Source organism: Sphingobacteriaceae bacterium GW460-11-11-14-LB5, assembly GCA_002151545.1.
Classification (GTDB): domain Bacteria; phylum Bacteroidota; class Bacteroidia; order Sphingobacteriales; family Sphingobacteriaceae; genus Pedobacter.
Genome location: CP021237.1, coordinates 16004 through 29121 on the forward strand (window position 1 = coordinate 16004; position 13118 = coordinate 29121).

At 42.6% G+C, this 13118-nt stretch carries 6 protein-coding genes, 2 tRNA genes and 3 rRNA genes; 7 read left to right on the plus strand and 4 right to left on the minus strand.

The window, feature by feature from the left end:
- Positions 1 to 634: 634 nt before the first annotated feature.
- From CA265_00085 to rrf, 6 genes are all read left to right on the plus strand, one after another.
- On the plus strand, positions 635 to 1501 hold the full coding sequence (locus CA265_00085; GenBank protein ARS38178.1) for a hypothetical protein: 867 nt from the start codon (positions 635 to 637) through the stop codon (positions 1499 to 1501).
- Between the two features lie 906 nt (positions 1502 to 2407).
- Positions 2408 to 3928 (plus strand): 16S ribosomal RNA (locus CA265_00090).
- A 255-nt stretch (positions 3929 to 4183) separates the two neighbouring features.
- Positions 4184 to 4258 (plus strand) — tRNA-Ile (locus tag CA265_00095).
- 17 nt (positions 4259 to 4275) lie between these two features.
- Positions 4276 to 4352: transfer RNA gene (locus CA265_00100), tRNA-Ala, on the plus strand.
- A 357-nt stretch (positions 4353 to 4709) separates the two neighbouring features.
- Positions 4710 to 7589, plus strand: a 23S ribosomal RNA gene (locus tag CA265_00105).
- Between the two features lie 131 nt (positions 7590 to 7720).
- Positions 7721 to 7832: ribosomal RNA gene (gene rrf, locus CA265_00110) — 5S ribosomal RNA — on the plus strand.
- Together the 16S, 23S and 5S rRNA genes with 2 tRNA genes alongside form the textbook arrangement of a ribosomal RNA operon.
- 187 nt (positions 7833 to 8019) lie before the next feature.
- Here the strand turns inward: rrf and CA265_00115 are convergent.
- A complete protein-coding gene (locus tag CA265_00115; GenBank protein ID ARS38179.1) occupies positions 8020 to 8241 on the minus strand; it encodes a hypothetical protein in 222 nt (73 codons plus the stop codon).
- 134 nt (positions 8242 to 8375) lie between these two features.
- Between CA265_00115 and CA265_00120 the strand changes: the two genes are divergently transcribed.
- Entirely contained in the window at positions 8376 to 10145 is a 1770-nt protein-coding gene (locus tag CA265_00120) for a peptidase S8 (GenBank protein ID ARS38180.1), read from the plus strand.
- A gap of 24 nt (positions 10146 to 10169) precedes the next feature.
- On the opposite strand, the gene CA265_00125 is transcribed toward CA265_00120, so the two are convergent.
- From CA265_00125 to CA265_00135, 3 genes are read right to left on the minus strand one after another with little or no spacing between them, the layout of a single operon-like run.
- Positions 10170 to 10952, minus strand: a complete 783-nt coding sequence (locus tag CA265_00125; protein ID ARS38181.1) for a polysaccharide deacetylase — start codon at positions 10950 to 10952, stop codon at positions 10170 to 10172.
- Positions 10953 to 11885, minus strand: a complete 933-nt coding sequence (locus CA265_00130) for a glycosyltransferase (protein ID ARS38182.1) — start codon at positions 11883 to 11885, stop codon at positions 10953 to 10955.
- Complete coding sequence (locus CA265_00135) at positions 11882 to 13066, minus strand: hypothetical protein (GenBank protein ID ARS38183.1); 1185 nt, start codon at positions 13064 to 13066, stop codon at positions 11882 to 11884. The genes CA265_00130 and CA265_00135 overlap by 4 nt, the downstream gene beginning before the upstream one ends.
- Positions 13067 to 13118 lie beyond the last annotated feature (52 nt).

A 13118-nucleotide genomic window follows, 5' to 3' on the forward strand; every position in this document is an offset into this window, starting at 1 on the left:
GTTGAAGGGTTTTCTTGGTTTATAAGCTTTTGTAAACCTTTTACTCTCAATTACCATTAAGCAGTTAAGAAAGTTAAGGTCCTGAACGTGCTATTTCTTAATGTCCTAAATGCCTTAATGGTAAAAGAAATTATTACAGGGTTTATTCCACCATTAAGGAGTTAAGGTAGTTTAAGTTTGTTCCCGCAGATTACGCTGATCTCCGCTGAATGTATGCCATCTTCTTTGTTATAGCTCCAGCCCAGCTTGAATAGCCCTGATGGCAGCGAAAATCCCTTTTGGGCGAAGATGGATTGTTGATAAACACAATTTCCAAAAGGATTGCAGCGTACAGCAGGACAGTACCTCACCCACATGGTGTAGAAATTGCGCTCCAAATCATCAAATATTTAATCAGGCTTAATGGGTGCCTAAAGTTAAACTGTGCTTTTAAAAAGGATAGGTTTCTTATCACTATCCCTATAATTACGTATTAACTCTTCAGTATGAAGTACTTCGGTATTGTTTGTATTGATAGATTTAGCAAATAGACCCCTTCTGTAGAATATTGTTTTAGCCTTATCCCTTAAAGATTTAAATATGATTGTCCGAATCTGGAAAGGATTTGATATTTTGCGGCATAATTGATTTAGATATGGCTTCAGGTTTTTTTGCGATTTTGGATGATATAGGTGCTTTAATGGACGATGTAGCGGTGACAGCTAAGGTAGCGGCCAAGAAAACTGCAGGAATCCTGGGAGATGATTTAGCGGTTAATGCAGAAAAATCTACTGGTTTTCTTTCTTCAAGAGAGTTACCTGTACTTTGGGCAATCACCAAGGGGTCATTTGTGAATAAACTTATTATTGTTCCCATTGCGTTATTGCTCAATTTCTTTTTTCCGGTAGCAATTAAAGTGGTCTTGGTATTAGGTGGCTTGTACCTTGCCTATGAAGGGGTAGAAAAAATTGTTGAATATTTTATTCATCGATCAAAACCCTCGCACGTAGAAGCAAAAGAAGTTATCCAGGAGGGCGAGGTAGCAGAAAAAGCAAAGATCAAATCAGCTATTATTACCGATTTTATTTTATCAATAGAAATTGTAATTATTGCTTTAGGAAGTGTGCTCGAAGAAAAGCTGCTTATACAAATTTTGACGGTGTCAGCTGTAGCCTTGTTGGCTACCGTTGGTGTTTATGGTATCGTGGCCATTATTGTAAGGATGGATGATGTTGGATATCGTTTAATGAAGGCCTCGGGCGAAAAAGGTATATTCTCATCCATAGGAAATCTATTGGTTCGTTCCTTACCGGTTATAATAAAAATATTAAGTGTTGTAGGTACGGTCGCATTGATCCTGGTTTCAGGTGGGATTTTTGCGCACAATGTTAGTTTTCTACATCATGTTCTTCATACTTGGCCTTCAATTCTTAGAGAATTTGCTTTTGGATTAGCAGCAGGGCTAGTCGCTGTGCTTGTTTTAACTACGGGTAAAAAACTTTTGGCTATTGTCAGAGCATAAAGGAATTGGTTGTTATTCCATTTTGCAAATATTAATTGGCGAATTGTTTTTTTTAGTAAAGCAGGTTTAGTGCTACTATCCAGGTTGGTTCCTGCTTTTCATTCCAAGTCCTCGCTGCGCTGTGGGCTTTTCATTTCAATCAGGTTTATTTTGCAGGGGCTGACTGGCTGCAAGGAAAACTTCAGGATTGTTTGGGGGCGGTGCGCCGATAAACACTTGTTTCCTTAAAAAGTTTTAACCATCGGCATATTTTTTCTGTCTGTAAGCCATGTGGTTACGCTAATCCCCGCCCCATTCCATAAAAATGTTTTGCGTGTACGATAAAAAATCCTACTTTTGCATCCCGCTTCGGAGGAAGGGTTTTAGATAAGGATGGCATTAGGGCGAGTGAGGCAATATTTATTTTAAAATAAATATTGCGGGAGAAGAAAAGATTGCTACCTTTGCAGCCCGGTTCGGAAGGACGGAAAGCTAAATAACATTAGCGTATTGAAATAAGGGGAGAGGAAAAAAGAAGACAGAAAAAATAAAATTTATTTTATTTGGAAGTTTAAAAAAGATCCTTACCTTTGCACTCCCAACCAAAAGGAAGGGCAAAAAAATCGGAACGGCGGATGTCGGGAAGATAACAAAAAAAGATTGAAACGGATTGAAACACAGGTTGGACGAATAAGACCGGCCGGAACTGAAACCGAAGATATATAACTGATCGGCCGCGAGGTTTACCAGATCAACAAGTTCTTAAAAGAGATGTCAATGTAGCGTAGCGAGGTAATGGAGTACCGATCAAAGTACATGATTACGTAGCTTTATTTTAAAGGTGGTGTCTAACAGACAACATAACAAAAAGAAGACTATTTTTAACAATAGTTAAAACTGGTCAGCATCTTACAACACATTTTACAATGGAGAGTTTGATCCTGGCTCAGGATGAACGCTAGCGGCAGGCCTAATACATGCAAGTCGAACGAGATTATCCAGCTTGCTGGATATGAAAGTGGCGCACGGGTGCGTAACGCGTATGCAACCTACCTTTATCTGGGGGATAGCCCGGAGAAATCCGGATTAATACCGCATAAAATCACAGGATGGCATTATCCAATGATCAAACATTTATGGGATGAAGATGGGCATGCGTGTCATTAGCTAGTTGGCGGGGTAACGGCCCACCAAGGCGACGATGACTAGGGGATCTGAGAGGATGGCCCCCCACACTGGTACTGAGACACGGACCAGACTCCTACGGGAGGCAGCAGTAAGGAATATTGGTCAATGGAGGCAACTCTGAACCAGCCATGCCGCGTGCAGGAAGACTGCCCTATGGGTTGTAAACTGCTTTTATCCGGGAATAAACCTATTTACGTGTAAATAGCTGAATGTACCGGAAGAATAAGGATCGGCTAACTCCGTGCCAGCAGCCGCGGTAATACGGAGGATCCAAGCGTTATCCGGATTTATTGGGTTTAAAGGGTGCGTAGGCGGCCTGTTAAGTCAGGGGTGAAAGACGGTAGCTCAACTATCGCAGTGCCCTTGATACTGATGGGCTTGAATGGACTAGAGGTAGGCGGAATGAGACAAGTAGCGGTGAAATGCATAGATATGTCTCAGAACACCGATTGCGAAGGCAGCTTACTATGGTCTTATTGACGCTGAGGCACGAAAGCGTGGGGATCAAACAGGATTAGATACCCTGGTAGTCCACGCCCTAAACGATGAACACTCGCTGTTGGCGATACACAGTCAGCGGCTAAGCGAAAGCGTTAAGTGTTCCACCTGGGGAGTACGCTCGCAAGAGTGAAACTCAAAGGAATTGACGGGGGCCCGCACAAGCGGAGGAGCATGTGGTTTAATTCGATGATACGCGAGGAACCTTACCCGGGCTTGAAAGTTAGTGAATGATCTAGAGATAGATCAGTGAGCAATCACACGAAACTAGGTGCTGCATGGCTGTCGTCAGCTCGTGCCGTGAGGTGTTGGGTTAAGTCCCGCAACGAGCGCAACCCCTATGTTTAGTTGCCAGCATGTAATGATGGGGACTCTAAACAGACTGCCTGTGCAAACAGAGAGGAAGGAGGGGACGACGTCAAGTCATCATGGCCCTTACGTCCGGGGCTACACACGTGCTACAATGGATGGTACAGAGGGCAGCTAGCCGGCAACGGTATGCGAATCTCACAAAGCCATTCACAGTTCGGATTGGGGTCTGCAACTCGACCCCATGAAGTTGGATTCGCTAGTAATCGCGTATCAGCAATGACGCGGTGAATACGTTCCCGGGCCTTGTACACACCGCCCGTCAAGCCATGGAAGTTGGGGGTACCTAAAGTATGTAACCGCAAGGAGCGTCCTAGGGTAAAACCGATAACTGGGGCTAAGTCGTAACAAGGTAGCCGTACCGGAAGGTGCGGCTGGAATACCTCCTTTCTGGAGTAGCACCGCCTACTCGCCACGCAACATGATATTTCTAAATAAGGTAGAAGGTAATAAGGTAGAAGGCTTAAGGCCACCATGCCATACCATATACTTTAAAAAACACAAGAGAAAAAAAGAAACACCCAGAAGACAACGGTGTGCCATAGCTTAAGTGCAAAGCATAACGGAACCTAAAGATGGGGAAAGCCAAAGGAAAGCAGTAGCGGTAAGATACTATATACTGCATACGATAGCCGACCTTAAATCAACAGTCCCGTAGCTCAGCCTGGTTAGAGCACTACACTGATAATGTAGGGGTCTCCAGTTCAAATCTGGACGGGACTACACGTTTACATCCTTTTGGGGGATTAGCTCAGCTGGCTAGAGCGCCTGCCTTGCACGCAGGAGGTCAACGGTTCGACTCCGTTATTCTCCACCACATAATACAAAGGTTACCGGGATCGGTAATATACATTGACATAAAGATTAAGAAGAAACGCCATGGGGCACAGATGTAATAAAGAAAACATCTGAAACGGTTCGAGACCGCAGTTTTTACTAATAAGGCTGAAACGAGGCTTAGTTAGGGGACAATGAAACCCCCTACCTTTATACCCTCCACCTTCAACCTTAGTAAAGTTCTTTGACATATTGGAAGAAGTTAAAAAAGAAGAGCAAACAACAATAGGCGACTGTTGTGTTTGTGCTCACCGGAAGAAGGAGCAATCCAGACAACGGTATGAGACATCATAACAAGAGCAAAAAAGCATACCATACGGCGCAAAAGGCGTATGAGTAGAAGAAAGTAATAAAGAGTACACGGGGGATGCCTTGGCTCTCAGAGGCGATGAAGGACGTGATAAGCTGCGATAAGCTTCGGGTATTTGCAAATAGGAATTGATCCGAAGATTTCCGAATGGGGCAACCCGGCTAGTTGAAGACTAGTCACATATAATGAGCAAACCTGCCGAACTGAAACATCTAAGTAAGCAGAGGAAGAGAAAATAACAATGATTTCCTAAGTAGTGGCGAGCGAAAGGGAAAGAGCCCAAACCTACTTTGTTACGGCAAAGTGGGGGTTGTAGGACTGCGTTGTGGCATTAGCAAACAGAAGTGGAATGGGATGGGAAGCCCAGCGATACACGGTGATAGCCCGGTACACGTATAGAATGCTAGCCTAGCAGTATCCTGAGTACCGCGAGGTCGGAGACGCCTTGTGGGAATCTGCCGGCACCATCCGGTAAGGCTAAATACTCCTGAGAGACCGATAGTGAACCAGTACCGTGAGGGAAAGGTGAAAAGAACCCCGAACAGGGGAGTGAAATAGAACCTGAAACCGTGTACTTACAAGCGGTCGGAGCGTACAAGTTGCGTGACGGCGTGCCTTTTGCATAATGAGCCTACGAGTTACTCCTCTCTGGCAAGGTTAAGTGCTTCAGGCACGGATCCGAAGCGAAAGCGAGTCTGAATAGGGCGTATAGTCAGAGGGGGTAGACGCGAAACCTTGTGATCTACCCATGGACAGGTTGAAGGTGCGGTAACACGTACTGGAGGACCGAACCGATAAACGTTGAAAAGTTTCCGGATGATCTGTGGGTAGGGGTGAAAGGCTAATCAAACTGGGAAATAGCTCGTACTCCCCGAAATGTTTTTAGGAACAGCGTGGATATTAAGTTTCATAGAGGTAGAGCTACTGATTGGGTGCGGGGGAGTCAAATCCTACCAAATCCAGACAAACTCCGAATGCTATGAAATATGATCTGCAGTGAGGCGCGGGGTGCTAAGGTCACGCGCCGAGAGGGAAAGAACCCAGACCATCAGCTAAGGTCCCCAAGTTACAGTTAAGTTGAACTAACGAGGTCCGATTGCACAGACAGCTAGGATGTTGGCTTGGAAGCAGCCATTCATTTAAAGAGTGCGTAACAGCTCACTAGTCGAGCGATCGGGCATGGATAATAAACGGGCATTAAACTGTACACCGAAGCTATGGGATTGAAATATATCGGTAGGGGAGCATTCTAGCGGCAGCGAAGGTACCTGGTAATGGGTGCTGGAGCTTCTAGAAAAGCAAATGTAGGCATAAGTAACGATAAGGCGGGAGAGAAACCCGCCCACCGAAAGGATAAGGTTTCCTGATCAACGCTAATCGGATCAGGGTCAGTCGGGACCTAAGGAGAACCCGAAGGGGAAATTCGATGGACAACTGGTTAATATTCCAGTACTTTTTATAACTGCGATGTGGGGACGGAGTAGTGACACTGCCGCGATCTGACGGAATAGATCGTTAAAGACAGTAGGTATTAGAACGGTAGGCAAATCCGCCGATCTAGCTGAAAGTCGATAGTACCGCAAGCCTTCGGGTGAGTGGATAGTGCAGGTAATCAGACTTCCAAGAAAAACCGCTAAGCTTCAGGTTATAAAAACCCGTACCGCAAACCGACACAGGTATCCGGGAAGAGGATTCTAAGGTGCTCGAGTGAATCATGGCTAAGGAACTCGGCAAAATGGCCCTGTAACTTCGGGAGAAGGGGCGCTGGCAGCAATGTCAGCCGCAGTGAAAAGGCCCAGGCGACTGTTTAACAAAAACACATGGCTTTGCAAAATCGAAAGATGAGGTATAAGGCCTGACACCTGCCCGGTGCTGGAAGGTTAAGAGGGGATGTCATCCGCAAGGAGAAGCATTGAATCGAAGCCCCAGTAAACGGCGGCCGTAACTATAACGGTCCTAAGGTAGCGAAATTCCTTGTCGGGTAAGTTCCGACCTGCACGAATGGTGTAACGATCTGGGCGCTGTCTCAGCCATGAGCTCGGTGAAATTGTGGTCCCGGTGAAGACGCCGGGTACCCGCAACGGGACGGAAAGACCCCATGCACCTTCACTACAATTTAACATTGACATTGGATACAGGATGTGTAGGATAGGTGGGAGGCTTTGAAGCGGCGTCGCTAGGCGTCGTGGAGCCAACGTTGAAATACCACCCTTTCTGTATTCGGTGTCTAATCCCGTACTTACGGGAGACATTGTTTGATGGGTAGTTTGACTGGGGTGGTCGCCTCCAAAAAGGTAACGGAGGCTTTCAAAGGTAAGCTCAGTACGCTTGGTAACCGTACGCGGAGTGCAATAGCATAAGCTTGCTTGACTGTGAGACAGACAAGTCGATCAGGGTCGAAAGACGGATATAGTGATCCGGTGGTTCTGCATGGAAGGGCCATCGCTCAAAGGATAAAAGGTACGCTGGGGATAACAGGCTGATCTCCCCCAAGAGCTCATATCGACGGGGAGGTTTGGCACCTCGATGTCGGCTCGTCACATCCTGGGGCTGGAGAAGGTCCCAAGGGTTCGGCTGTTCGCCGATTAAAGTGGCACGCGAGCTGGGTTCAGAACGTCGCGAGACAGTTCGGTCCCTATCTGTTGTGGGCGTAGGAATTTTGAGTGGGGCTGACCTTAGTACGAGAGGACCGGGTTGGACTAGCCTCTAGTGAATCTGTTGTTCCGCCAGGGGCATTGCAGAGTAGCTACGCTGGGAATAGATAAGCGCTGAAAGCATCTAAGTGCGAAACTAGCCACGAGATGAGAATTCCATATAGGACCGTAGCAGACTACTACGTTGATAGGCTACAGATGTAAAGCTGGCGACAGCACAGTCGAGTAGTACTAATCATCCGAAGCTTTCAAAGCAAACAGACTGTTGTTTGTTCTTCATAATAACTTCTTTCAATCATGTTTAAGGTTTAAGGCGAAAGGCAGATAGGCATAAGGGTAAACCTTATACCCTACAACCCTCCACCTTCTACCTCAATAAAATATTTAGGTGCCTATATCGGTGGTGTCCACCTCTTCCCATTCCGAACAGAGAAGTTAAGCCCACCAGAGCCGATGGTACTGCGGTAACACGTGGGAGAGTAGGTCGGTGCCAAATCTTAAAAGAAACCCTTTAACAGCAATGTTGAAGGGTTTTCTTGGTTTATAAGCTTTTGTAAACCTTTTACTCTCAATTACCATTAAGCAGTTAAGAAAGTTAAGGTCCTGAACGTGCTATTTCTTAATGTCCTAAATGCCTTAATGGTAAAAGAAATTATTACAGGGTTTATTCCACCATTAAGGAGTTAAGGTAGTTTAAGTTTGTTCCCGCAGATTACGCTGATCTCCGCTGAATGTATGCCATCTTCTTTGTTATAGCTCCATCCCAGGTTGAATAGCCCTGATGGCAGCGAAAATCCCTTTTGGGCAGCGGTAGATTGTTTATCATAAGGGATTTCCAAAAGGATTGCAGCGCACAGCAGGACAGGACCCGGCCTACATGGTGCAGGAATTGCGCTCCAGATCATCAGAAAATTAATGATCTGATTATGCTGAACGATAGCTATTCAAAAATGATTATTCTACGCATGTTAAAAAATGTAAAATCTTTCAGCCTCAAGGTAATAAAACCGTATTATTGTAGTATTACGTACATATTATGATGATGAATGTGAACCTGAAGAAATTAACCTTTCTTGCTTTTATTTTATGTATAAACTTTGGCGTTTTTGCTCAAAGTAAAAATGTACAACTCCCTGCCAATTGGTTTAATTTAGATTTATTAGAAAACGGATATTTTGGTATCAGTACGGAGAAAGCTTATCGCGAGCTTTTAAAAGATAAAAAACCTAAGCAAAATATTATTGTAGCAGTAATTGATGGTGGGGTAGATACCAATCACCCTGACTTACAATCTGTTTTATGGACGAATAAAAAAGAAATCCCGGGAAATGGAATAGACGATGATGGTAATGGCTATATCGATGATATCCATGGCTGGAATTTTATTGGTTCTAAGAAAGGCAATCTAGAGTTTGACAATTTAGAATTGGTGCGCCTGTTAAGGATTTATACTCCAAAATATCAATCAACAACCAATTTAACTCCTTTAGACAGTGCCCAAAAAGAAGAATTTAAACTGTATAAGAAAATGGTTGGCGATTTCGGTAAGAAATACGAAGATGCCAGCAATACTTTTTCTGTTCTGATTGCCATCAACAAGGTTTTAGATTCTGTGGCGAAAATCAATAAAAAAGAAATCCCGACCATGGAGGATATTGATCAATATAAACCTGATGATGAAACGGAAGAGCAGGTAAAAACAATCATCAGAAAGGGTGCTAAGGAAGATGGTAGTTTTGAGAAATTTTATAAGAGCATAAAGGAAGGTTACAAGCAATACGATGCAATGCTGAAGTATAACTTAAACCCCAAATATGATAGGCGTGCAGAACTGGTGGGCGATGATTACAGTAATTCTTACCAAAAAGATTATGGAAACAATGATGTAAAAGGCCCTGATCCTTTTCACGGTACACACGTATCCGGAATTATTGGAGCAGATCGTACAAATTCCACAGGTATTTTGGGCGTAGCCAATCATGTAAGTATCATGGCCATCAGGGTGGTACCCACAGGAGATGAACGTGATAAGGATGTGGCCAACGGCATCAGGTACGCGGTTGATAATGGTGCTAAAGTAATCAACATGAGTTTTGGTAAAAGCTACAAGTGGGATAAAAAAGCAGTAGACTCGGCAGTAAAATACGCGGAACTAAAAGGGGTATTACTGGTACACGCAGCCGGAAACGATAACCAAAATAACGATCTGGAAGAGAATTACCCTAATAAGTTTTTTGACAGTAAAGAGGCTGAAGCTTATAAAGAAGCGAATAAAAAACCCAGCAAACCAGACTTTACTCCACCCAGACCCATGACACAAAATAATGGCATGGGTATGAGGCCATCTTATGACCGATCTGCATTAGTAAAACCTGTACCCATCGACTCCGCAAAATTTAAGCTGCCTCATGCCAGTAACTGGATCGAAGTAGGTGCAAGTGCCTATAAAGATGATGACAATCTGAAAGCCGATTTTTCTAATTATGGCAAATATAATGTAGATGTTTTTGCCCCTGGATTTTTAATTAACTCAACCATTCCTGATAACAAATATGAGGAGGCTGATGGAACGAGTATGGCCTCGCCTGTTGTGGCTGGCTTAGCAGCACTAATTTTAAGCTACTACCCGGAATTAAAACCAGCACAGGTAAGAGCAATAATCATGAAATCTGTTTCGAAGGTAGCGCACAAAGTAAAATACAAAAATGAAAGGGGGGAGAATGTTAGAACGCTTTTCAGCGAAATATGTGTAAGCGGAGGTATTGTTAATGCCTATAATGCCCTAAAATTAGCTGAAACGTATAAATAGTTATCAGTTTACAGTTTACAGTTTTCAGTTTGCAGAAATTGTACGGATAAACTCCTGAAAAGTGCCAAAGGGATATTTTTTAGCCTTCATCCACGAAATAAGATCTTCCATGCGTTTTACCATTTTTGTACCTGTATTTTTTCTGACGTAACCTGGAAAACCAAAGCGATCAAAATCTTCTAAATCGGTAAATTCCCAGGGGTGAAAATAAATATTAAGGTATTTATCTTTTTTATAAGTCCAGCTGGCTAGTGTTTTATAAAGAGTTAAAGGCAGATTGTGAAACGACAACCAAAACAGCGGGAACCTAATTAATGGGCTTACCGACGCCGGAATTTGTAACACATTGTTTTTAATGAAGTGTGTTCTGGAAATGTTCAAATTGTTGTACCGCCCAGGCAAATAGGTTGGATTAATGGACGTGTTATAAGCATACCCGGCTTTTTCAATTTCCCTTTCGTCAACTGGCATCATCCTGGCCATGCGGTAACCGGTAATTTCTCTGCCCGAAAGTTCTTCGAGCTTTAATTTGGATTGCAGTAAATGTTCGGGTTTAAAATCTGAATGATAATAACCGTGTGAGGCAAGTTCGTGTCCTGTTTCGGTAATCCGTTTAATCAGATCGGGAATATTTTCGGCAAAGGTAACGGTACAGAAAAAAGTGGCTTTAACTTCGTATTTTTCCAAAATATCTAAAATGGCGATTGTACCCGCTCTCGAAATGGCAATCTGATCTTCAAAAGAAATTTCTTTTCCATATTCAAAAGGCATATCAAACTCTTCGATATCAAAACTTAACAATACCATTTATTTTTGCTGAATATTGGTTGAACGGATAATATAATTAGGGCGGTTTTTTGATTGCATAAACATTTTACCTACATAAATACCTATAATGCCCAGGATAATGAGCTGGAGCCCTCCAAAAAAGACAATGGTCATAATTACTGATGCCCAGCCTGAAACCTCTACGTGATTGACAAAAGCGTAAATAATGTAGGGAATATACAGTACAGAGGCAAACGACAGAATGAAACCCAGATAAACGGCCGAATACAATGGTTTTATGCTGAAAGAGGTAACACCATGCAGTGCCAGCCTCAACATCTTTTTGAAGGTATATTTACTATTTCCCGAAAAACGTGCGGCCGGATTATACCGAATAGCAAACTGCTTAAAACCAAGCCATTTGACCAAACCACGTAAAAATGGCTCGTTTTCATGAAAATTTCTAAAAACACTCACCACTTTTTGATCAAGTAAGCGGAAATCGGCTGCGCCTGGTTCCAGGTCAATATCCGATAACCAGTTTAAGGTTTTATAGAATAAGTTTGAGGAGCTTCTTTTTCCTTTAGATAGATTTTTATCTTCTTCTCTGATGGTGTATACCACTTCGAAACCTTCCTGCCATTTCTGTAACATTTCCGGAATCAACTCGGGAGGATGCTGCATATCGCAGTCCATAGAAATTACACAATCGCCAAAAGCATGGTCCATGCCCGCTTTAACCGCCAACTGGTGACCAAAGTTTTTCGAAAACTCGAGGAAAAATATATTATTTGCTGTTGAGGCATAATCCTTTATTTTTTCGAGGGTATGATCGGCACTTCCATCATCCACCAGGATAATTTCATAATCATAATTGATGGTCGAAAAAACTTTTTTAATACTTTCGGCTATTACAAAAATATTATCGGCTTCGTTGTAAGCAGGGATTACTATAGAAACTAGTTTATTCATTTATCGGCAATCAGATAAGACTCAAAATCTTCTTTCATCATTTGATAAATTATGGTTAACCAAATGATCACGCAAGGTAGGGCTTTAAGCGAATATAGACGAATAAATTCTTTAACCGGCCTTGGAAAAATATCGGTTGGCGAGAGGCTGGTTAAGATAAAAGCAAAAATAAATAAGGCTATTATCCATCCTTTTTTAGGATTTTGCTGCACCATAAACCAAACGGCAACACCTGCAAAAGCAATAATATAGGTTGGCGATTCAGAACCACTGCTAAATATAACCGTAAAAATAAGTGTAGAGGCCAGTAACATTAACCTAAAGCCAATATGTTTATATTGTTTAATCCGTAAATAAGGTAAACCAAACAGGATGAGGCCAACCAGTAAAAACGGCGCGTTCGGAATGCTGATATCTCCTGTTGCCCTTCTTACAATTCCCATCAGAGAAATATCCTGAAAAGAAGTTAATGATGCATTTAGGTCGTTTTTATGAGCAAGGGAATGATACCAGTCTCGATAGGATTGAATTACAAATGCGGGAGACGAAATCACCATGGGCAAAGCGAACAATACCGTAAAAGCAATGAGGCAGCCTATGATAAATTTTAACTTATTTTTAGTGAAGAAGAAAAATGCCAGTCCAACAATCCCGTAAAGTTTTACCAATGTGCCGATGGCAATAAAAAAAGCCGATTGTACTTCTTTCTTTTTAATCAGGTAAGAGAAACTGAGCAATATTAATCCCGTCAGTGCAATGTTAAACTGAAAACTGAAGAGTGCAGTTAAGGCCTCATGTGCACATATCCAGGCAATAATAGTCCTTTTGTTTAACGAAATTGGAAGACTGTAAATTCCCCAGAGCAATATTGATACATTGGCCATATTCCAAAGGATACAGCCAAAACCATCAGGTAATAGGGCAAATGGAGCAATAAAAATCGAAAATACAGGGCCGTAATGGTTGCTATCTAGGTATTCGGGATAATTATGATATAAATTTTGAAGATCTGTGGTATGCCAGTAAACATACTTGAATATCAGGTAATTGTTATAAGCGTGGTGATGATACTGCTTAAATCCAGCAACTATTGCTAACAGCAGATAGATGACAATAACACATTCCTTTTTTAAGAGAAATGACCAAAGTTTAGTAAGATTAGCGTTTTTTAAACTGTTCATTTTGCCGCAATATAACCATTTTATGAGTTTGCAGAATCATCTATTCTTTTAA

What these genes read in the sequence shown, in the direction of transcription:
- CA265_00085 (ARS38178.1), top strand. Translation starts at nt 635, where the DNA reads ATGGCTTCAGGTTTTTTTGCGATTTTGGATGATATAGGTGCTTTAATG.
- CA265_00115 (ARS38179.1), bottom strand. Translation starts at nt 8,241, where the DNA reads ATGATCTGGAGCGCAATTCCTGCACCATGTAGGCCGGGTCCTGTCCTG.
- CA265_00120 (ARS38180.1), top strand. Translation starts at nt 8,376, where the DNA reads ATGATGAATGTGAACCTGAAGAAATTAACCTTTCTTGCTTTTATTTTA.
- CA265_00125 (ARS38181.1), bottom strand. Translation starts at nt 10,952, where the DNA reads ATGGTATTGTTAAGTTTTGATATCGAAGAGTTTGATATGCCTTTTGAA.
- CA265_00130 (ARS38182.1), bottom strand. Translation starts at nt 11,885, where the DNA reads ATGAATAAACTAGTTTCTATAGTAATCCCTGCTTACAACGAAGCCGAT.
- CA265_00135 (ARS38183.1), bottom strand. Translation starts at nt 13,066, where the DNA reads ATGAACAGTTTAAAAAACGCTAATCTTACTAAACTTTGGTCATTTCTC.